The sequence below is a fragment of the Kitasatospora sp. NPDC048662 genome (genome assembly GCF_055587065.1).
Genome location: NZ_JBVJHA010000005.1, coordinates 27611 through 47527, shown reverse-complemented (window position 1 = coordinate 47527; position 19917 = coordinate 27611). Strand labels below are relative to the sequence as shown.

Annotated in this window: 23 protein-coding genes and 1 pseudogene; 10 read left to right on the top strand and 14 right to left on the bottom strand. The window is 73.7% G+C overall.

Features of this window, described 5'->3' with window-relative positions; genetic code table 11:
• Positions 1-270 precede the first annotated feature (270 nt).
• Complete coding sequence (locus ACZ6R9_RS16055) at positions 271-927, top strand: NADPH-dependent F420 reductase (RefSeq protein WP_380480858.1); 657 nt, start codon at positions 271-273, stop codon at positions 925-927.
• Between the two features lie 32 nt (positions 928-959).
• Positions 960-1703 (top strand): PIG-L deacetylase family protein, encoded by a 744-nt coding sequence (locus ACZ6R9_RS16050; protein ID WP_465538593.1) that lies wholly within the window; start codon positions 960-962, stop codon positions 1701-1703.
• A 205-nt stretch (positions 1704-1908) separates the two neighbouring features.
• Here the strand turns inward: ACZ6R9_RS16050 and ACZ6R9_RS16045 are convergent, their stop codons facing one another.
• The 3 genes from ACZ6R9_RS16045 to ACZ6R9_RS16035 all read right to left on the bottom strand — a co-directional run bounded on the left by ACZ6R9_RS16045 (position 1909) and on the right by ACZ6R9_RS16035 (position 3794).
• Entirely contained in the window at positions 1909-2604 is a 696-nt protein-coding gene (locus tag ACZ6R9_RS16045; RefSeq protein WP_380480862.1) for a DedA family protein, read from the bottom strand.
• Between the two features lie 36 nt (positions 2605-2640).
• The gene (locus ACZ6R9_RS16040; RefSeq protein WP_380480864.1) at positions 2641-2841 is read right to left on the bottom strand and encodes a DUF1918 domain-containing protein; all 201 of its coding nucleotides are present in this window, start codon (positions 2839-2841) and stop codon (positions 2641-2643) included.
• A gap of 284 nt (positions 2842-3125) precedes the next feature.
• Positions 3126-3794, bottom strand: coding sequence for a TetR/AcrR family transcriptional regulator (locus tag ACZ6R9_RS16035; RefSeq protein WP_465538592.1), 669 nt, complete (start codon positions 3792-3794; stop codon positions 3126-3128).
• Positions 3795-3918: 124 nt separating this feature from the next.
• On the opposite strand from ACZ6R9_RS16035, the gene ACZ6R9_RS16030 reads away from it, so the two are divergent.
• Complete coding sequence (locus ACZ6R9_RS16030) at positions 3919-4758, top strand: adenosylcobinamide amidohydrolase (protein ID WP_465538848.1); 840 nt, start codon at positions 3919-3921, stop codon at positions 4756-4758.
• Here the strand turns inward: ACZ6R9_RS16030 and ACZ6R9_RS16025 are convergent.
• Positions 4727-4933 (bottom strand): DUF6011 domain-containing protein, encoded by a 207-nt coding sequence (locus ACZ6R9_RS16025; protein ID WP_380480868.1) that lies wholly within the window; start codon positions 4931-4933, stop codon positions 4727-4729. The genes ACZ6R9_RS16030 and ACZ6R9_RS16025 overlap by 32 nt on opposite strands.
• A gap of 166 nt (positions 4934-5099) precedes the next feature.
• On the opposite strand from ACZ6R9_RS16025, the gene ACZ6R9_RS16020 reads away from it, so the two are divergent.
• The gene (locus ACZ6R9_RS16020) at positions 5100-5723 is read left to right on the top strand and encodes a response regulator transcription factor (protein WP_465538591.1); all 624 of its coding nucleotides are present in this window, start codon (positions 5100-5102) and stop codon (positions 5721-5723) included.
• 76 nt (positions 5724-5799) lie between these two features.
• On the opposite strand, the gene ACZ6R9_RS16015 is transcribed toward ACZ6R9_RS16020, so the two are convergent.
• Positions 5800-6555 (bottom strand): beta-glucanase, encoded by a 756-nt coding sequence (locus tag ACZ6R9_RS16015; RefSeq protein ID WP_465538590.1) that lies wholly within the window; start codon positions 6553-6555, stop codon positions 5800-5802.
• 178 nt (positions 6556-6733) lie between these two features.
• On the opposite strand from ACZ6R9_RS16015, the gene ACZ6R9_RS16010 reads away from it, so the two are divergent.
• Positions 6734-7420: an aspartate/glutamate racemase family protein gene (locus ACZ6R9_RS16010; RefSeq protein ID WP_465538589.1), complete on the top strand. Its 687-nt coding sequence runs from the start codon at positions 6734-6736 to the stop codon at positions 7418-7420.
• 32 nt (positions 7421-7452) lie between these two features.
• On the opposite strand, the gene ACZ6R9_RS16005 is transcribed toward ACZ6R9_RS16010, so the two are convergent.
• The gene (locus ACZ6R9_RS16005) at positions 7453-7827 is read right to left on the bottom strand and encodes a sensor histidine kinase (RefSeq protein ID WP_465538588.1); all 375 of its coding nucleotides are present in this window, start codon (positions 7825-7827) and stop codon (positions 7453-7455) included.
• Here ACZ6R9_RS16005 and ACZ6R9_RS16000 point away from each other — a divergent pair.
• Positions 7811-8647, top strand: a complete 837-nt coding sequence (locus ACZ6R9_RS16000) for a hypothetical protein (protein WP_465538587.1) — start codon at positions 7811-7813, stop codon at positions 8645-8647. The genes ACZ6R9_RS16005 and ACZ6R9_RS16000 overlap by 17 nt on opposite strands.
• Before the next feature lie 12 nt (positions 8648-8659).
• Here ACZ6R9_RS16000 and ACZ6R9_RS15995 read toward each other — a convergent pair whose 3' ends face one another.
• Entirely contained in the window at positions 8660-9049 is a 390-nt protein-coding gene (locus ACZ6R9_RS15995; RefSeq protein ID WP_465538586.1) for a VOC family protein, read from the bottom strand.
• Positions 9050-9113: 64 nt separating this feature from the next.
• Here ACZ6R9_RS15995 and ACZ6R9_RS15990 point away from each other — a divergent pair, with 64 nt between their 5' ends.
• From ACZ6R9_RS15990 to ACZ6R9_RS15980, 3 genes and pseudogenes are all read left to right on the top strand, one after another.
• Positions 9114-10070, top strand: coding sequence for a helix-turn-helix transcriptional regulator (locus ACZ6R9_RS15990; protein WP_465538585.1), 957 nt, complete (start codon positions 9114-9116; stop codon positions 10068-10070).
• 6 nt (positions 10071-10076) lie between these two features.
• Positions 10077-10213 (top strand): annotated as a pseudogene (locus tag ACZ6R9_RS15985) (aldo/keto reductase); the annotation flags it as partial.
• A gap of 374 nt (positions 10214-10587) precedes the next feature.
• Positions 10588-11760, top strand: a complete 1173-nt coding sequence (locus tag ACZ6R9_RS15980) for a magnesium and cobalt transport protein CorA (protein WP_380480887.1) — start codon at positions 10588-10590, stop codon at positions 11758-11760.
• Between the two features lie 30 nt (positions 11761-11790).
• Here ACZ6R9_RS15980 and ACZ6R9_RS15975 read toward each other — a convergent pair whose 3' ends face one another.
• From ACZ6R9_RS15975 to ACZ6R9_RS15945, 7 genes are all read right to left on the bottom strand, one after another.
• Complete coding sequence (locus ACZ6R9_RS15975; RefSeq protein WP_380480889.1) at positions 11791-12555, bottom strand: sporulation protein; 765 nt, start codon at positions 12553-12555, stop codon at positions 11791-11793.
• A 138-nt stretch (positions 12556-12693) separates the two neighbouring features.
• Positions 12694-13413, bottom strand: a complete 720-nt coding sequence (locus tag ACZ6R9_RS15970; RefSeq protein ID WP_380480891.1) for a sigma 54 modulation/S30EA ribosomal C-terminal domain-containing protein — start codon at positions 13411-13413, stop codon at positions 12694-12696.
• A 29-nt stretch (positions 13414-13442) separates the two neighbouring features.
• Positions 13443-13970: a hypothetical protein gene (locus ACZ6R9_RS15965; protein ID WP_380480893.1), complete on the bottom strand. Its 528-nt coding sequence runs from the start codon at positions 13968-13970 to the stop codon at positions 13443-13445.
• A gap of 122 nt (positions 13971-14092) precedes the next feature.
• Positions 14093-15853 carry an aa3-type cytochrome oxidase subunit I gene (ctaD, locus tag ACZ6R9_RS15960; RefSeq protein ID WP_380480895.1) on the bottom strand — a complete coding sequence of 587 codons (1761 nt, stop codon included), beginning with the start codon at positions 15851-15853 and terminating at the stop codon, positions 14093-14095.
• Positions 15854-16362: 509 nt separating this feature from the next.
• Positions 16363-16776: a hypothetical protein gene (locus tag ACZ6R9_RS15955; protein ID WP_380480897.1), complete on the bottom strand. Its 414-nt coding sequence runs from the start codon at positions 16774-16776 to the stop codon at positions 16363-16365.
• A gap of 191 nt (positions 16777-16967) precedes the next feature.
• A complete protein-coding gene (locus tag ACZ6R9_RS15950) occupies positions 16968-18299 on the bottom strand; it encodes a globin domain-containing protein (protein ID WP_465538584.1) in 1332 nt (443 codons plus the stop codon).
• A gap of 242 nt (positions 18300-18541) precedes the next feature.
• Positions 18542-18988, bottom strand: coding sequence for a DoxX family protein (locus ACZ6R9_RS15945; RefSeq protein WP_465538583.1), 447 nt, complete (start codon positions 18986-18988; stop codon positions 18542-18544).
• 250 nt (positions 18989-19238) lie between these two features.
• On the opposite strand from ACZ6R9_RS15945, the gene ACZ6R9_RS15940 reads away from it, so the two are divergent.
• Positions 19239-19601, top strand: coding sequence for a hypothetical protein (locus ACZ6R9_RS15940; RefSeq protein WP_380480904.1), 363 nt, complete (start codon positions 19239-19241; stop codon positions 19599-19601).
• The last annotated feature ends 316 nt before the right edge of the window (positions 19602-19917 follow it).

Here is a 19917-nt window from a genome sequence, read left to right as displayed (position 1 = left end):
AGCGCTTTCCGCCCCTCCGGAGTGCGGGTTTGCGCATGCGGTGGCGCGCGCGGGTGCGGGCGGTGCGGGTGGCGTGGGGGCGGTGGGAGTCGCATGGTAGTGGGCGGGGGGTGAGCGTGCCGGGAGAGATGGGGGAGGCTGACTGACTGTGTGTCAGTGGCGGCTCGGGTAAGGTGCGTTCGGCTTGTGGGGCCGGTCCTGGACGGGCCGGTCCTGGACGGGCCGGTCGGACAGAAACGAGCCGGTCGGACAGACGGGGACGGAGTAGCAATGCGGATCGGAATCATCGGTACCGGTACGGTCGGCCAGACGCTCGGTGCCAAGCTGGTCGCCCTGGGCCACGAGGTCACGCTCGGGTCGCGCAGCAAGGACAACGCCGCCGCCATCGACTGGGCGGAGCGCAACGGCCCGCGCGGCCGGGCCGGGACCTTCGCGGACGCCGCCGCGTTCGGCGAGCTCGTCATCAACGCCACGGCCGGTACCGTCGCGCTCGCCGCCGTGGAGCTCGCCGGTGCGGAGAACCTCGCCGGGAAGGTCCTGCTGGACGTCTCGAACCCGCTGGTGTTCTCGCCGACCGGGGAGATGACCCTCGACCCGGTCAACGACGACAGCGTGGGGGAGCAGTTGCAGCGGGCCCTGCCCGAAACCCGGGTGGTGAAGGCGCTCAACACCGTGACCGTGACCGTGATGGTGGAGCCCAGCCGGGTTCCGGGTGAGCACCAGCTGTTCGTGGCCGGCCAGGACGCCGAGGCCAAGGCGCAGGTCACGGCGCTGCTCGGCGAGTTCGGCTGGCCCGCCGAGCGGATCCTCGACCTCGGCGGGATCGACGCCGCCCGGGGGATGGAGATGCTGATGCCGTTCTGGATGCGGCTGATGCGGCACTTCGGCCACGCCGACTTCAACTACTCGATCCGCACCGCGAACTGAGCCGGTCGGGACCGAACAAGGAAGGCGCCACCATGAGCACCCCCGCCGAGCAGCCCCCGTACCTCCCGCTGGACGAGGACTGGGACAGCGCCCTCGCGATCGTCGCCCACCCCGACGACATGGAGTACGGCGCGGCCGCCGCCGTCGCCCGCTGGACCGGCCAGGGCAAACGCGTCAGCTACCTGATGGTCACCAGCGGTGAGGCCGGCATCGACAGCCTGGAGCCCGCGCAGTGCCGGCCGATACGCGAACGCGAACAGGTCGAGTCCGCGGCCGTGGTCGGCGTCGACACCGTCGAGTTCCTCGGCTACCCGGACGGCACCGTCGAGTACGGGCTGCCACTGCGCCGTGACCTGGCCCGGGCGATCCGCCGGCACCGCCCCGACATTGTGATCACCACCAACTTCCGCGACACCTACGGCGGCGTGTTCCCCAACCAGGCCGACCACATCGCCGTCGGCCGGGCCGCGCTGGACGCGGTGCGGGACGCCGGGAACCGCTGGGTGTTCCGCGAGCTCACGGCCGAGGGCCACCGGCCGTGGAACGGTGTCCGCCAGCTCTGGGCGGCCGGCTCACCGGACGGGCAGCACGCCGTCGACACCACCGAGACGTTTGCTGCCGGGGTCGCCTCGCTGGAGGCCCACCGTGCCTACCTGGAGGGCCTGGGCGGGCAGATGGCCAACGCCGCCGAGTTCCTGGAGTCCATGGGCCGCGCCGCCGGGAGCCGGCTCGGTACCGCCTTCGCCGCGTCCTTCGAGGTGATCACGTTCCGCTGAGCCCCGGGGCCGGGTCGTCCTGGGCCGGGTCGCTGTGGGTGGGGTCCTGCCGGGAGCAGGTCCAGTGAGGTGGTCAGCAGGCCGGGGTTGAAGTCGGTCAGGGCGGTGGCGCGCCCGGTTTCGGGAGCGTGGTGGCCGCGCAGGGGTGGCGGCGGAGTACGGCGAGCAGGGCGTCCACCCGCACCGGAGTACGTCCAAGGGCGTGTCAGCGGTGGCCGTTGCCGTCGGCCGGGACGTCCTCGCCGTTGTCCTGGTGCGGGATCCGGCCCGCGGTGTCCTGTGGTGGGCGGCGGCGGTGGCGCAGCCAGGCGCGGGTCGCGAGCAGGGCGAGCACGGCAAGGACGGAGACCAGCAGCAGGACCTGGTAGCGGACGGCCTGCCGGTACAGGACGGTGATGTTGCTGCCCGAGAAGTAACCGACCATCGCCCAGACGCCCGCCCACAGCGCGGCGCCCGCCGCGTTGGCGGGCAGGTAGCGCCGCAACGGCATCTCGGTGGTGCCGGCGACCACGCCGTTGGTCTGGCGAAGCCCGTCCACGAAGCGGGCGCCGGTGACCACCAGGGTGCCGCGGCGGCGGAAGAAGTCCTCGGCGCGGGCCATCCGTTCCGGCGTGAGCCGCAGATAGCGCCCCCAGCGGTGGACGAATGCCAGGCCGCCGGTGCGGCCGATCAGGTAGGCCAGGGCGTTACCGGCGAACGCGGCCAGCACCGCGACGGTCAGCACCACCGGCAACGAGAGCCGCCCCGCGCCCGCGTACACGGCGGCCAGCACCAGGATGGTCTGGCCGGGCACCGGGATCAGGCAGTTGTCGAGGAACACCAGGACGCCGACCGCCAGATAGCCGTAGTCGTCCAGCAGCGGGGCGAGCTGGGCCAGTGGGCCCGGTAGGGGCGGGGGCAAGACGGACCGTTCCTCCCACCGGGCCGTGGCCCGGGATCAGCGCTGCTCCTCGGCGAGCCGGTGCTCGACGACGCAGTCGGGGCCGGGGTAGACGAGGCCGGAATGGCCGTCCTCGAAGCGGACCAGGTACGGCGGTTCGCCGTCGGTGCCGCGCACCTCGACGATCTCGCCCCTGCGGTCGTGCATGCCGACCGACCTGCTGTACATGTGAACGTGGTCTCCCACTGTGGCTTGCATCGCTGCTCCTGCGGTTCGGCGGTACCGGTGGGACGGGGGCGAGCCCCTGATTCCACTGTGCGGCGGCGCTCCGGGCCGTGCAATGGCGGAACCGGTCAGCCCACGGTGTGCGGCGGCGCGGTCACAGGGTGGCGGGTTCGGGTGCGGCGGTGCGCCCACGTGGCGCCGGGCCGTGCGGGGCTGGCCCGTGCGGGGCGGCGCGGTCACCGGGCGGCGGGGTCGAAGGGCGGCGGCGGCGAAGGGCGGCGCGGTCGAGGGGCGGCGCGGATGCTCGGGCCCGCAGCTCAGCCGGCGGCCGGCGGGGTGGCGAGGTAGCTGCGGACCAGGCGCTTGCATTCGGCGATCAGCTGCGGGTCGCCGTCCGGGTCGGCGCGGAAGGCGAGCTTGAGCACGGCGTCGGCGCACTCCATGGCGACCCGCAGGGCGAGGGCGTAGCCGGGCGCGGCGAACAGTTCGCCGCTGATGGTGCGCAGGCGCAGGGCGACGGCCGCGTTGTTGTCGAGCTCGGCGTCCAGCAGGTGCAGGTCGTCGATCTCGACGGGGACGGCGTCGACCAGGCCGAAGTCGAGGTGGCCGAAACCGGGGAGGGTGCGCTTCATTGCCACGAACTCCTCGACCGCGAGGTCGGTGAACTCGGCGACGCCCGGCCGGCCGGCGGCGTCCACCCGGCGGGCCAGGCCGTCCAGGAAGTACGCCAGGTTGCGTTCGGCGAGCGCGGCGAGCAGGCCTTCCTTGCCGGAGAAGAACTGGTACAGGGTGCCGATCGGCACCTCGGCGCGCAGCGCGACCTCCTTGGTGGTCAGCCCCGCCGGGCCGACCTCGTCGAGCAGGCCCGCGCACGCGTCCAGCAGCCGCTCGTACCGCTCCTGGCTGCGCTGCTGCACCGGGCGGCGGCGGGCGCCGGCCGCCGGGGCGCGGGAGGCGGAGACGGGGGCGGAGGGCTGCGCGGTCATGGCGGACACTCTGCCGCATCGGGTCGCGTCGCGGCCAATCCCCGTGCCAGGTCGGCGGGGCGGTGTGATTGGGTGGCCGTTCGACGGCGGACGGGAACGTTCCCCCGGTCCGGAGCGGGTGGTGTTGGAGCGGGTGGTGGAGGTGGCGGGTGTGGACGGGCGGCTGGTGACGGTGCAGCGGGCCGGGCGGATCGAGGACGGCGGCTGCCGGCACCTGTTGGTGTGGCGGGCCGGCCCGGGTTGGCGGATGGTCAGCTCCGGGGTGCTCGGCGGCGGCCTGGGCGAGCGCCACTGGGTCCTCAACGCGCAGGTCCGCGCCGGGTACGGGCGCCTCGACCCGGACGCGCACCTGGCCGAACTCGCCGCCGCGCAGGGCCTGGTGGGCCCTGGCGTGGGCCTGATGACGGCCGCGGAGGTGGACGCCTGCAGCTGGGCGGAGGACGGCGGCGTGACGGCCGTGGTCACCACCGGGATCGGCGTACCGACCTGGGCGGCCGCGCCCGGCGAAGCCGAATCTGACGGATCGTCAACTCCAGTGTCCGCCAAGGCTTCCTACGTCCCCGGGACGATCAACGTGCTGGCGGTGGTCCCGGCGGCGGTGGCGGACGCCGGGCTGGTGAACCTGCTGGCGACGGCCACCGAGGCGAAGGTGCAGGCCCTGCTGGAGGCCGGTCACGACTGCTCGGGCACCCCGTCGGACGCGATCTGCGTGGCCGTGCGGACGCCGGTGGCCGGTGAGCCCGTCGAGCCGTTCGGCGGCCCGCGCTCGTACTGGGGGGCGCGGTTGGCGCGGGCGGTGCGCGCGGCGGTGTTCGAGGGCGCGGTGCGGGAGCGCGAGCGCCGCGCGGAGTGGGACGGGCCGCCGGTGCACCCGGCGACGGTTCCGGGCTGCGAGCTCGCGGATGTGCTGACGCTTTCCGGGGGAGGGGCTGTCAGGTGCCGGGGAGCTGGTCCTGGTCGATGACGTAGACCCGGGTGCGCTCGGGTTCGTCGGCGCAGTGCTTGCCGAGTTTCTCCCACCGGGACTCGGGGGAACGCAGCGGCCGGTGGCACCGACGGCACCGGACGACCGGGGCGGGACGGCGCTCGACGGCTGTCCCGGGCAGCGGTGGCTCGATGGTTTTCAGGTCGGTGCTCATCCCTCCAGTTCATCATTCCGGTCCGGCGGCCGTGCGACGGGGGCCGGAAAACGGGGTCCGACCTCCCGTTCTCAGCTGGCAGCGGGCCGTTGGGCGGCCCGGCGGGGCGTCAGCTGCGGCGCGGGTATTCTGGGCGCTTCGCGCCGACGGGGGGAATCGGGACGCCATGGTGAGAGTGCTGCTGGCCGAGGACATGCACCTGGTGCGCGGCGCCCTGCGGGCGTTGCTCTCCGACGCCGGTGACATCGAGGTGGTGGCCGACACCGGGCACGGCGACCACGTCCTCCCCGCTGCCCTCGCCCACCGGCCCGACGTCGCCGTGCTGGACGTCGACATGCCCGGGACGGACGGCCTGACGAACGCGGCCGCGCTGCGTGAACGGCTGCCCGGCTGCGGGGTGTTGATCCTGACGGCGCACCGGCGGCCGGAGGTGCTGCGGGCGGCGCTCGCCGCCGGGGCGACCGGGTTCATGCCGAAGGACGCCCCGCCGGAGCGGCTCGCCGAAGCGATCCGGACGGTCGCGGCCGGCGGCACCGCGATCGACCCCGAACTCGCCGCCCGCGCCCTCACCGCCCCCGCCAGCCCGCTCACCGAGCGCGAGGCGCAGGCGCTCGCGCTGGCGGCGGACGGCTGCGAGCCGCAGGAGATCGCCAAGCGCCTGCACCTGTCGGCCGGAACCGTCCGCAACTACCTTGCCGCCGCCCAGGTCAAGCTCGATGCCCGGACCCGCCTGGACGCCGTCCGGATCGCCCGCGAGGCCGGCTGGCTGCCCGCCGGGGTCGCCCGGTAGCACGGTGGGTCGCGGGTGTTCAGGAGCGGTGTGCGCAGTGGCCGCGCGGAGAACCGCCCGGGCGGCCGGCTGTCCGTCAGAGCGCTGTGGGCGTCGGGCTGTCGCGCAGCACGCGCAGGCCCCGGACCTGCCAGGAGATCCGGCGGACGTCGGGGCGGGGGCGCAGGTGGCCCCACTGGCCGGCCGAAACGGACAGGTTGACGATGATCCAGGCCCACCAGTCGGTGCCGACGCCCTGGCCGTCCGCGTGCACCTCCCGGCCGTCGACCGACCAGACCACCGAGTGGGTGCCGAAGCGGCAGCTGACGGTGAACCAGGTGCCCGGGGTGACGAGCCCGTCGAGGTAGGCCGGGTTGCCCGGGTTGACGTGGTTGCTCAGCTCCAGCATCCGCGGGTGGTCCGGGTGGTACTCCAGCACGTCCACCTCGCCGTGCCCCGGCTGGGAACGGCCCCCGCCGAGGTCGCGCCCCCACGTCCAGATCGCCGGCCAGGTGCCCTGGGTGGCCGTCAGCAGGCACTGTGCCTCCAGTACGTCCTCCGGCCGGAGTTCGAAGCCGCCTTGGGTGTTCTCGGTGGTCACCAGCGGCGTCCGCCAGCTGAACGGGTTCTCGCGCACCGCCGTGAAGGTGTCGCCGTCCGGACCGAAGCCCGGCACCAGGTGGTCCAGCTTGTTGTCGCCGCTGTTGCGCCCGTCGGGCGGGTACGCGGAGGAGGTGCCGGCCGCCCACTGCGAGCGGTCCGAGAACGGTGCGTCGAAGACGACCACGGGCCCGGCGGGTTCAGATGCGGTGGGGTCGGTGGGGCTGCCGTTCGGGGGGATCACTTCGGTCACCGGACACTCTCCCGGGTCGTGCGATTGGTTCATCCAGGGGCATTCCCGGCGAAAACGTTCCCCGATCGCCCGACCCACCGGCGCACTGAGGTGCGAGCTCCGGCGAGGGGGCGTGCGCGGGCGCGGGGCAGGCGGGCGTGGGGCCGGCGGGCCGGCCGGGGTGTGGCAGAGTGACACGATGAAGACGATCGGGCTGCTCGGCGGCATGAGTTGGGAATCCACGGCGGAGTACTACCGGCTGCTCAACGAGCTCACCCGGGAACGGCTCGGCGGGCTGCACTCCGCCAAGTGCGTGCTGCACTCCGTGGACTTCGCGGAGATCGAGCAACTCCAGGCCACCGGGCAGTGGCAGGCGGCGGGCGAACTGCTCGCGGCCGCCGCGCAGTCCGTCGAGGCGGGCGGCGCGGACCTGCTGCTGATCTGCACCAACACCATGCACAAGGTCGCGGATCAGGTCGCCGCGGCGATCGGCATCCCGCTGCTGCACCTCGGCGACGCCACCGCGGAAGCCGTACGGGCGGCGGGAGTTCGGCGGGTCGGGCTGCTCGGCACCGCCTTCACCATGGAGCAGGACTTCTACCGGGACCGCCTGGCCCGGCACGGACTCGACGTGATCGTGCCCGACGCGGCCGGGCGGGAGCTGGTGCACCGGGTGATCTACCAGGAACTGTGCATGGGCGTGGTCCGGCAGGAGTCCCGCGAGGCGTACCGGAAGGTGATCGCCGACCTGGTGGCGGCCGGGGCGCAGGGGGTGATCCTCGGCTGCACGGAGATCGAACTGCTCATCGGCGCCGAGGACAGCCCGGTGCCGGTCTTTCCCACCACCCGGATCCACGCGGCGGCGGCGGTGGCGGCGGCGATCTGAACCACCTGACCTACGACGGTGTTCGCGCGCCGTCAGGTCGGGAGGGTGACGGCCAGCGTCCAGTGGTTCGGGGGGTGGGGGCCGGTGGTGAGGGTGGCGTGGTGGGGGGTGGCGCGGGTGGTGAGGTTGGGGGTGCCGTGGCCGGGGTGGTGGGGGCCCGGGTGGGGGTGGTTGTTGGTGAGGCGGAGGCCGGTGGGGTGGAGGGTGAGGGTGCAGTGGGTGGCCCGGCTGTGGCGGAGGAGGTTGGTGATGCCCTCGCGCAGGACGGCCGCGAGGAGGGGGCGGGCGGTGGCGGGGGTGGTGTCGGGGGTGCCGGTGAGCCGGAGGTCGATTCCGGCGGCGGCCAACAGGGCCTGGGCGGAGACGAGTTCGCGGTCGAGGTCGAGTTCGGTGTGGTCGGACGGCAAGGAACTGATCCGCGCCGTGGTCGACGCCCTCCCCGGCGCTAAGCCGCCTGCAGGAGGCGGAAGTCCGGGGAGTGCGGCGGAGGCCGGGAAGGTCGCCGGGGCGTACCGCGCCGCCCGCGTCAGCCGGGACAGCCTGATGCGCACCGAGGAACTGTTCGGCTCGGTCACCGTCACCCCCGAGGGCAGCGGCCTGCGCACCGAAGGCCTCGCGCTCGACCCCCGGCACCCCGAACAGCACTGGCTGCCGCTCGGGGACGGCCGCTACCGGGAACGCGACGGGCAGGCCGAAATCGCGTTCCGCAACGGGGTGTTGACCTCCTCCGACAACCCGTCCACCGCCTACCGGGCACTGACCTGGCGGAATCGGCCCGGCCCGCGCCTGGCCGTGCTGGGCGTGGCCCTGACCGTGCTGCTGGGCGCGGCCGTCGCCGTCCCCGCCACCGCGCTCGGCCGCCGACTGCGCCGGCGCCCCGCCCACCCGCGACCCGCACAGGCCGCCCGCGCCGCAGCCGCCCTCGCCGGGCTGCTCGCCGCCGGATTCCTCACCGCACTGCTGGCCCTGGTCTCCGACGGCAACGCCATGATGGAGGCCGTCCCGCTGGGCACCCCGCTCGCCCTCGCCCCCACCTGGTGGGGCGCGGCCTTCCCGCTCGCCGCCCTCGCGGTCACCGCCGGCGCGGTGGCCGGCTGGCTGCGCCACTGGTGGCGCCTGCCCGGCCGCCTCGCGATGACCGCGACCGCGCTGGCCTGCTGCGCGTTCACGGCCTTCCTCGCCCAGTACCACCTGATCGCCGGCCCGTTGGGTGCCCTGCTGGGCTGACCGGGGCCGCGCTCAGACCAGGCAGGAGAGGCAGAACGGGTGGCCGGCCGGGTCCAGCAGCACCCGCCAGCGGTCCGGGTCCGGCTGGAACTCGGGGACGACGGCGCCCAGTCGGACCAGCCGGGCCTGCGCGGCGTCCAGGTCGTCGACGCCCAGTTCGAGGTGCGCCTGCTTCGCCCCGGACTCGTCCGGCCAGGAGGGCGGGCGGTGGTCGGCGACCCGGTTGAACCCGAGGCCGGCCGCGCCCTCCTGGCCGAGCAGGACGAACCCGTCGGTGGAGTACACGACGGGCAGGCCGAGCGCGTCGCCGTAGAAGCGGGCCAGTTCGGCCGGGTCCGCGCAGTCGAAGGTGACGGCGCAATAGCGGATCGCGGAGGTGTTCTCAGTGGTTCCGGTGCTCATGGGGGGAGACGCTACGACCGGACCAGGACAGGTCCGGTCCTGGTCGTGCGGCACACTTCGGGGCGTGCTCACCACCTCCGCCCGGCTGCTGCGCCTGGTCTCCCTGCTGTCCACCCGGCCCTCGTGGACCTGCGGCGAACTGGCCGAGCGGCTGGCCGTCACCGACCGCACGGTGCGGCGGGACATCGCCCGGCTCCGGGACCTCGGCTACGGCGTCGAGTCCGACGCGGGCCCGTGGGGCGGCTACCGGCTGCGCGCCGGGGCACGGGTCCCGCCGCTGATCCTCGACGAGGAGGAGGCGCTCGCAGTGGCCGTCGGGCTGCGCGAGGCCGCGCTCAGCGGCGCACTCGGAGGCGATCAGGCCGCGCTGTCGGCGCTGCTGAAGCTGCGGCAGGTCCTGCCGCCGCGCATCGCGGACCGGCTGGGCGAACTGGACGCCGCCCTGGCGCACACCCCCAGGCCGGGCGAACCGCCGCTCGCGCCCGGCCGGTTGCTGGAGCTGGCCGCCGCGTGCCGGCGGGGCGAGCGCAGCCGCCTCTCGTACCGCGACCGGGACGGGAAGGCCACCGTCCGGGAGGTCGATCCGTACCGGCTGGTCAGCACCGGGCGCCGGTGGTACTTCGTCGCCCGGGACGTGGCGCGCGGCGAGTGGCGGACCTTCCGGGCCGACCGGGTCGGTCGGATCCGCCCCACCGGACACCCGGTGGAACTCGGCGACCCGCCCGACCCGGCGCTGCTGGTCGCCGACTCCCTCGGACGCGCCACCTACCCGCTCCACGTGACGATCCGGCTCCCGCTGCCGCTCGACCGGGCGCTGCGGCTGATCCCGCCCAGCGTCGGCACCCACCGTCCGGACGGCCCCGACGCCACCATCGCCGAGATCGGCGGCCCCGACGCGGACGGCCTCGCCAGGTACCTGCTCGGCCTCGCGACACCCCTGCGGGTGCTGGCACCGGAGGAGGTGCGGCAGGCGCTGCTGCGGCGCACCCAAGAACTCCTGGAGGACAACGCGCCGGGTTGATCCACGCCCGGCGCGAGCCGGCCCAGCCGCATCGCCGAGGACACCGCCGCGCTGAACGAGACCGTCCCCGCCGCGTTCCGGCACACGACCTGCGCGCCGTCGGCCTGGTCGGCCCCGCCGCCCCGCTGCCCGCCGACGCCTGACGCTCTTCCGCACGGCCCGGACACGCGCCCGCGTGGCCGGGCCGCGGCGTGCCCGGCGGGGCCCGGGAGGCCGGGCGGGTGTCCCCCGGGGCCGGTGGGTGGGGGAGTGCGGGGCTAGACTGGCGGCGGTCGCGACGCCGGGGTGCGTCCGGAAGGTGAGGAGGTGAGAGCCGTGGAGTGCAGTAGTCCGGGCCGAAGTCGGCCCCGCTCCGGGAAGTTCTCACCCGTTCCCGGCCACCGGAACCCCCGCCCGCGCATCGCCCGCTGAACGCCCCGCGTTCCCCGGCCCTGCCGTGCGGACGGGCCACCCGGGGCCGGCCGTCCCCCCGCCACCGTGCGGGCGTGACGGACCCAGACCCGTGGAGGTACCCGCCATGTCCGACTGGCGTGTGCGCGCCGTGCGCGCGAGCAAGCGACCCTTCAGCCGCAGCCCCCGGCTCGTCACCGACCACTCCGCGGCCCCCGAACACTCCATGGACCCGCGCTCCGACCAGAACGCCGACGACCAGGGGCCCGTCACGCTGGAACGCTCCGTTGTCGACGCCGCCGTCTACCGCGACGGCCGCCGGATAGAGACCCCCGGCAGCCTCGCCGAGATCTACCGCGAACTCCCCGGCAAGCCCGGCACCATGGCCTGGATCGGCCTCTTCCGCCCCGCCGAGTCCCAACTCCTGGAGGCCGCCGAGAAGTTCGACCTCCACGAACTCGCCATCGAGGACGCCATCGTCGCCCACCAGCGCCCCAAGCTGGAACGCTACGGCGACACCCTGTTCGTCGTGCTGCGCGCCGCCCGCTACCTCGACGACGTCGAGGAGGTCGACTTCGGCGAGATCCACCTCTTCGTCGGCCCCGACTTCGTCCTCACCGTCCGGCACTCCCAGTCGCCCGACCTCTCGATGATCCGCGGCCGCCTCGAAGCCGACCCCGAGCTGCTCGCCCTCGGCCCCGAAGCCGTCCTCTACGCCGTCCTGGACGCCGTCGTCGACGGCTACGCCCCCGTCATCGCGGGCCTCCAGCACGACATCGACGAGATCGAGACCGAGGTCTTCGGCGGCGACCCCCGGGTCTCCCGCCGCATCTACGAGCTCTCCCGCGAGGTCATCGAACTCCAGCGCGCCACCGGCCCCCTGCTGGAGATCATGCGCGCCCTCGAAGCCGGCTTCCAGAAGTACGGCACCGACGAGGAACTCCAGCGCTACCTCCGCGACGTCGCCGACCACGCCACCTACGCCGCCGAACGGGTCGACGGCTTCCGGCAGATGCTCCAGAACATCCTCACCGTCAACGCCACCCTGGTCTCCCAGCGCCAGAACGAGGAGATGAAGCAACTCGCCGAGGCCGGCCACGCCCAGAACGACGAGATCAAGAAGATCTCCTCCTGGGCCGCGATCCTGTTCGCCCCCACCCTCATCGGCACCGTCTACGGCATGAACTTCGACGAAATGCCGGAACTCCACTGGGCCTTCGGCTACCCCTTCGCGATCGGCCTGATGGGCCTGGTCTGCGGCAGCCTCTACCTCATCTTCAAGAAGCGCGACTGGCTGTAGCTCCGAAGGCCCGGGCCCGGGCGGCGGTTTCTAGTGGCCGAGGACGCCGCGGATCCAGCCGTCCACCGTGCCGGTCAGGTCGTGCTGACCCAAGGCGTGGTCCAGCCGGAACGTGCGCACCGAGTCGCCGCTGTGGAACATGCCGCGCTTGTCGAACTCCAGCACCACCTCGACCTGGTGGGGCGCGGTGACGAAGGACAGCTCGATCTCGTTGCACCGCCGGGCGAACTGCGGCGCCGCCTTGTACTCGATCTCCTGGTAGAACGGCAGCGTCTGGCCGGTGCCGTGGATCCGGCCAGCCTCCAGGTCGGCCCGGTGGAAGTGGAAGCCGAGCGCGGCCAGCGCCTCCAGCACCCGCTGCTGCACCGGCAGCGGCTCCACCGTGAGCGGGTCGCTGTCCCCCCGGTCCAGCTGACCGGCGATGTCCACATCGGTGCGGACACCGAGCGCCATGCCCGCCAGGTGGTGGCCCCCGACCGCCGTCAGCGGCGTCTCCCACGGCACCGGCAGCGCGAACGGGACGGCGCGCCGCTCCCCGGCGGCCAGCCGCAGCGGGCCGCAGACCTGTGCCCGGGTGAACTCCTGGACGGTGTGGCTCTCGCCGTCCTCGTGTTCGACCTCGACCCGGGCGACCAGCCCGAGCGTGATGCCGTTGATCTCGGCGTCGCGCTCGCCGCCGGCCAGGTTGACCTGGCCGTGCACGATGCCGCCGGGCTGGACGGACGGGGTGGACAGCACCGTGTCGACGGTGGGCCCGCCGACGCCCAGGGCACCGAGAAGTCGCTTGAACACCATCCGGGGGCACTCCTCACAGAGTCGGGTCTCGAACGGCAACCATCGTACTTTGCCTGCGCTTTGCCATCGCACGGACCGTCAGAGCTGCCAGCCCGGGCAGTACTGGACGCGGTGCGGGCCGGGGTCTCGGCCGGGTTTTCAGGCCGGGACGACCAGTGCCAGGTCTCCGTCGAGGCGGCGGTAGAGGAGGCGGCCGCGGCGGGTGACGGGGTCGGTGAAGAAGAGGTAGGGGAGCTCGGCGGCGGTGAGGCGGGTGGCGGCCTGGCGGTCGCTCAGCTGCGGGGCCGGGTGGGGGCTGAGGGTGAGGGGGGTGGCGGGGCGCGCCGGGGGTGCGGCGGGGAGGGTGCGGGCCAGGCGGTAGCCGGTGGGGCCCACTCGGTGGACGACCGCGTCGGTCTCGGTGGCCGGGTCGGTGAACAGGTGGATGTCGTAGTCCATGGCGTCCAGGGTGCGGACCGCCGCGTCGGGCGAACACCACACCAGCGGCGCCGACTTGATCCGGACGATGTGCTCGGTGCCGGTCGCCGGAACGCCGACCGCGCGGTCGCCCGCGGCGGGCCAGGGCCGCGGCCGCCAGCTGGCGGAGACGGTGCGGATGCGCTGGCGCAGCCCCTCGGCGAGCCGGTCGGCGGCCTCGCCGATGCCGCGCGCGGCCAGCTGGACCCGGACCCGGCGCCCGTCCACCTCGGCGTTGACCTGGGCGAGTACCCGCCCCGGTGCGCCGGTCAGGCGGATCCGGACGGCCTCGACCAGGGCGGAGGCGTCCTGCGCGACGGTGGCGACCCGGGCCCTGGCGAGAGCGGCCGCCTCGCCCGGCAGGCCGGCCGGGTGCAGGGTGATCGACTCGGCGACGTCCATGGCGATCCTTCCTTCGGGGGAGAAGGGGTTCAGTGCGGGCGGGTGCGGTTCAGGGCGACCAGCAGGATCAGCAGGCACAGTCCGACCGACCCGGCGACAGTGACCACGGCGGAACCGGCCGGCCCCGGGCGTCCCGCCAGCAGGGTCGCGGCGGCGGTCGCGGCGGCCACGGCGAGTCCGCCCGTGACCCAGCCGACGGTCGCGGCGGAGGGACGCACGCCGCGGACGGAGGGCAGGTCGTACGGCAGGGAGCCCCAGGCACGGTCCTGCTCGCGCCGGTCGGCGCGCCGCTCGGCTGCGGCGAGGACCCGCAGCGCCGCACCCGACAGGGCACCGGTGAGGGCCGCTCCGACCGGGATGTGCCAGCTGAGCGGGGTGGTGAGCAGGATCGCGGCCGCGGCCAGTCCGCACCACCAGAGCAGGCAGCCGGTGGCGGCCAGGCGGGCGGCGCGCGGGCGGTCCGCGCCGGCCCGCAGGTCGAGCAGCGCGGGCAGGTACCAGGCGCTGCCGGCGGCGGTGAGTGCGGCGGTGCCGAGGGCCAGGACGGGGTGGGCCATGGCGGGTCCTCCAGAGCTGAGGGGTGCCGTCCCCGCCCCGCCCGGACCGGGAGATACGGCGGGGCGGGGACGGCGGTCGTGGGTCCGTCAGCCCGGGGACGGGCCGGCGGCGGGCGGAACGGTCAGTCCTCGGAGGAGGACGTGGTGAGCCGCTTGCGTTCGCGCTCCGGCAGGTCGAACCGGGCCGGGGTGACGTCGCCGAGGTGCGGTGCCGGCTTGCCGTGGTTGTCGATGTAGTCGGCGGCGGCGATGTCCGGGTGGTGCAGGTCGAACGCCGGGGACTCCGAGCGGACCTTCGGCAGCTTGCTGAAGTTGTGCCGCGGCGGCGGGCAGGAGGTCGCCCACTCCAGCGAACGGCCCCAGCCCCACGGGTCGTCGGCCTCGACCTTGGGCGCGTACTTGGCGGTCTTCCAGACGTTGTAGAGGAACGGCAGGATCGACAGGCCGAGCAGGAACGAGCCGATGGTCGAGATCATGTTGAGGGTGGTGAAGCCGTCCGCGGCCAGGTAGTCGGCGTAGCGGCGCGGCATGCCCTGGGCGCCCAGCCAGTGCTGGACCAGGAAGGTGAGGTGGAAGCCGATGGTGAGCGTCCAGAAGGTGATCTTGCCGAGGCGCTCGTCCAGCATCTTGCCGGTGAACTTCGGCCACCAGAAGTGGAAGCCCGCGAACATCGCGTACACCACGGTGCCGAACAGCGTGTAGTGGAAGTGCGCGACCACGAAGTACGAGTCGGAGACGTGGAAGTCCAGCACCGGCGCGGCCAGCAGAACGCCCGTCAGACCGCCGAACATGAAGGTGACGAGGAAGCCCGTCGCCCACAGCATCGGTGTCTCGAAGGACAGTGAGCCCTTCCACATGGTGCCGACCCAGTTGAAGAACTTCACACCTGTCGGAACGGCGATCAGGAAGGTCATGAACGAGAAGAACGGCAGCAGCACTTGGCCGGTGACGTACATGTGGTGCGCCCACACCGTCACCGACAGGCCGGCGATCGCGATGGTGGCGGCGATCAGGCCCGAGTAACCGAACATCGGCTTACGGCTGAACACCGGGACGATCTCCGAGACGATGCCGAAGAACGGCAGCGCCAGGATGTACACCTCGGGGTGGCCGAAGAACCAGAACAGGTGCTGCCACAGCATCGGCCCGCCGTTCATCGGGTCGAAGACGTGGGACCCGAACTTGCGGTCCATCTCCAGGGCGAGCAGCGCGGCCGCCAGCACCGGGAAGACCATCAGCACGAGCAGCGAGGTCAGCAGCACGTTCCAGGCGAAGATCGACATCCGGAACATGGTCATGCCGGGCGCGCGCATGCAGATGATCGTGGTGATGAAGTTGACCGCGCCCAGCACGCTGCCGAAGCCGCTGAACGCCACGCCCATGATCCACATGTCGGCGCCGACGCCGGGGGAGTGGATGGCGTCGGACAGCGGCGCGTAGGCGAACCAGCCGAAGTCGGCCGCGCCCTGCGGGGTGAGGAAGCCGGCCGCCGCGATCAGCGAGCCGAACATGAACATCCAGTACGACAGCATGTTCAGCCGCGGGAACGCCACGTCGGGCGCGCCGATCTGCAGCGGCATGATCCAGTTCGCGAAACCGGTGAACAGCGGCATCGCGAACAGCAGCAGCATGACCGAGCCGTGCATGGTGAACGCCTGGTTGAACTGCTCGTTGGAGAGGATCTGCGTCCCCGGGCGGGCCAGCTCCGCCCGCATCACCAACGCCAGCACGCCGCCGATCAGGAAGAACGCGAATGCGCTGACCAGATACATCGTGCCGATCGTCTTGTGATCGGTTGTGGTGAGCATCCGCACTATCGCGCTGCCCGGTGTGCGTCGTGGAGCGGCCTCGGCCGCCCCCCGACTCGCCTCGATGGCAGCCATCGGCCGCCCTCCTTCGTCCTTGCCGAACCTGGTGGCGCCACCGCCCGACGGGCCGTCACCCGCCATGACAGGAGACGGACGACGCGACGCCCGCGACCGGGCGGCGGCGCAATGCCGGACCACCCGGTCCGCGGGGTGCTTCCGGGGAGTGGAGCACCTTCGCCGAGCGGCGGCGATCCATGCTCGTTCGTGGACGGGTCGCGGTCCCAGGGCCGATGGTCCCGCCCCCGGCGGCCCGACGTCCCCGGTCCACGGGCCCCTCCGAGCCGAACGGCCCGGGGACGGCAGGGACTGACGGGCCACCAGGTCGCGGCGCCGGGAGAGCGCGAATGCGCGCCGTCCCTACGCTGAGGGGACGGGGCGTCGAGGGGTGCCGAGGGGTGTCGAGGGATGCCGAGAGGTGCCGAGCGGGGCGCCGGTGCTGCGGGGACGCGAACGGGCGTCGCAGGGACGCCCGTCGGGTGCGCAGGGGGAAGCGGACAGTTCGCCGCAGGTGGGTGGACGGGCCGTCAGGCCGCGACCGCGTGGTGGTGCTGGTGGCGGGCGTCCGCGCCGTGCAGCGTGCGCAGGCCGGCCATCAGCAGGGCCGGGTCCTGGCGCAGCCACAGCCGGACCGCCGCGCCCAGCGCCGCGCACGGAGTGCCCGGGCGGACGCCGCTCAGGTCCGTCATCCGGTCGGCCAGCGCGGGCAGCAGCTCGGCCAGCTCCGGCGGCAGCCACACCGTCACCGCGCAGGGCGCGAACCGGCGCAGCTCGTCGGCGAGTTGGGGCGTGCCGCCGGTGAGTACGGCGGGCAGTACGTCCAGCAGGGCGTCCGCCACCACCTCGGACACATCGCCGCGGTGCCCGTGTGCCAGACGCCGCAGCAGCGTCCGGTCCGCGGTGGTGAGCCGGACAGCCAGCATGACCTCGTCGGTTTCCATCGCTCGGCCTCTCCGGGCACCCACGCCCAACCCGACCGGCCCGCCGAATGCGGGCCGGACACAGACAACGCTGACCTGTTGACCTGGGTGTCACTGTCCCCAAGTCGGAAACGGCGGCGGAAGGGCCGAACGGCCCCGTCCGCCGGGGCCTGACGGCGGCCCGGTGGCGCTGACCGGCCGCCTGCGGGCGGTCAGCGCGCGGCGGCGGCCACGCCGTCGTAGCGGATCCGGTCGTCCGGCACACCCGCGTCCAGCAGCAGCGAACGCGCCCCGGCGACCATCCTCGGCGGGCCGCTGAGCAGCGCCAGCCCCGGCACGCTCTGATGGCCGCGGAGCAGGGCCGCCAGTCCCTCCAGGTCCGGTCCGAGCACCGGCGTCAGCTCCAACCAGGAACGGTTGGCGGCGAGTTCGACCAGCGACGGCCAGTCGTACAGCTCCTCGCGGCCGCGCGCGGCGACCACCAGCCGCACCCGGCGGCCACGCGCGCGGTGCGCCACCGCGAACTCCTCCGCCAGCGCCTTCATCGGCGCCAGCCCCGTCCCGCCGCCCACCAGCAGCACATCGCGGTGCACGTCCGCCCCGTCGGCGTCCAGCGAGAGCGAACCGCGCGGCGGCCCCACCCGGACCTGGTCGCCGACACCCGTGCCCTCCACCAGCGCCGCGCTCAGCCCGCCCGGCGAGGTCCGGCGGACGTGGAACTCCAGCACCCGGTCCTCGCGCGGCGCGCACGCCACCGAGTACGGCCGCCAACTGTGCGGCAGCAACGGCGACTCCAGCGCCGCGTACTGCCCCGCCCGGTACGGGTACGGCTCGCCGGTGCGCACCCGCAGCACCGCCAGGTCCGGACGCCGCCGCTCGTGCCCGACCACCTCGCCGTGCCAGAACGGCGGCTCGGTGGCCGCACCCTCCGCGCCCGCGACCATCGCCGCCACCGCGAACCGCAGCATCCGCGTCCAGGCCGCCTCGACCTGCGCGGTCCAGGCGTTCCCGCCGCGCACCCGCAGCGCGGTGGTCAGCGCCTCCTCGAACGCCTCGTAGTGCGCCGGCCACACCCCGAGCTTGCGGTGGTCCGCGCCCAACGCCCGCAGCCTGGCGTCGAGCTCGACCGGGCGGTCGAGGTGGTCGATCAGGTGCTGGAACATGTGCCCCAGGTGCTGGCGCTGGAACTCCATCGACTCCGGGAACAACCGCCGCAGGAACGGCCGCCGGACGAACATCGCGTCGTACAGCACCTCGATCAGCGCGTCGAACGGCAGCAGCGGGGCGAGGTGGCGCACGATCAGGTCCCGGTCCCCGGGCTCCGGAAGCTCCACCGCCGGCCCCTGCGGGGTTGACCGGCCGGTTGGGGCGAGGATGCTGCGGCGCAATCGCATCGCGTGGTGGCGGGCGAGCAGGCGATCGTACTCCGGGCTGAATCCGGCCTCGTCGTGGACGCCGGCGGTGGTGAGGGCGGTGGCGCGGGTGGCGGTGTGGGTGGGGGTGGGGGTGGCGGTGCGCGGAGCTCCGCTGCTGATGTACTCCATGAACGTCAGGTTAACCATCGGCGTAGACGAGTTGATCATGGACTGTTCGGCCGCTCGAAGGAGGGACGTTCGGCCCTTGACCTGCGGGAATGCCGACTGTTCTGGCCGGGCGGTGGCGTGCGGGCGGCCCGGCGGGCGGCCCGGGGATGGCGTGCGGACGGCCGGGGGGCGTGCGGAGGGCCCGCCGGCGGCCTCGGAGGGAGGCTTCCGGCGGGCCCGGTGCGAGGGGGTGCGGCGGGTTGTCAGGCGGTGGCGGTGGCGGCGGCGGCCGAGGTCCGGGGGTTGCGGCGGAGCAGCGTGCCGAGGGCCAGGCCGCCCGGTCCGACGGCGGCGATCAGCAGGAACGCCCAGCAGAACATGGCGGCCGACTCGCCGCCGTTCTGGATCGGCCACAGGGCGTGCTCCTGGTGCACGCTGAAGTACGCGTATGCCATCGAACCCGAGCACACCAGTGCCGCCGGGCGCACCGCGACGCCCGCCAACACCAGGACACCGCCCACGAGTTGGATCAGCGCGGCCCACCAGCCCGGCCACTCCCCGACCTGTGGGGCCTTGCCGTGCGGGCCGCCGAGCACCCCGAACAGCGTGGCTGCGCCGTGGCAGGCGAACAGGAGCGAGACGGCGATCCGGGCCAGGCCGAGCACCGTGGGGCGGGCGCGTTCGGCGAGCCGCGACAGCTCTTCGAGCATGTGAACTCCTCGTATGGGGGACGAGACGGTTGACGACCGGCTGCTGGGAGCCCACCGGAGAGGGGAACGGGGTCCGGACCCGCTCCCGTTTTGACGAAGCGCCGACAATTCTGACGGTGGGTCAGTGCGGCGGCCAAGCGCCTCAACCTCTGAGATTCCTATGAGTGCGGGCGCTCCGCCGGTGCGGGTGCTCCGTGCCGCACGGGGGGAAGGCGGGTGGCCGCGGCGGGTGTGTCCTAGTCTGGGCAGCATGTCGAACCCCGATGGGCTGCTCGTCGAGATCGCCGCAATGGTCGAGTCCGAGCACAGCAACCAGATGTCCCTCACGGTGGTCGTCCCCGGCGCCGTGATCACCGGCAGGCTGGCCCCGGTGGCCCTGTGGTGGGAACGCGTGGCCGACGTCCTCCAGGCCTCCGACCACCTGAAGCCCTTCGCCGCCCTCTTCGCCCCACCCGCCGAAGGCCCCCCGGCCCGCCCCACCCACCTCCACCTGCACCGGGCGAGGATCCTCCAGGGCAACTTCGGCCTCCCGCACACCGGCGGCATGTACCGCATCGCCATCGGCGACATCAGCGCCTGGTCGGTCGGCGACCTCAGCTACTCGGACGCCTGACGCCCCGGGCCCGGTCCGCCGGAGGCTGCTGGTGGCGGCCCCCGGCGGGGTCGGCGTTCTCCGGCGGGCGGGCTGCGGCCGGTGCCCGGCCTGGTGGCGTCGTGTCGGGCGTCGCCCCATCGATGGTGGGCGGGCTGCGGTCGATCAGTGGCCCAGCAGGTGGCGTACCCGACCGGCCGGACGCCGCCGTCCCCGAAGCGCCCGGCGAACATCTGCTTCTGGCCGGTGCCCGGCCTGGTGGCGTCGTGTCGGGCGTCGCCCCATCGATGGTGGGCGGGCTGCGGTCGATCAGTGGCCCAGCAGGTGGCGTACCCGA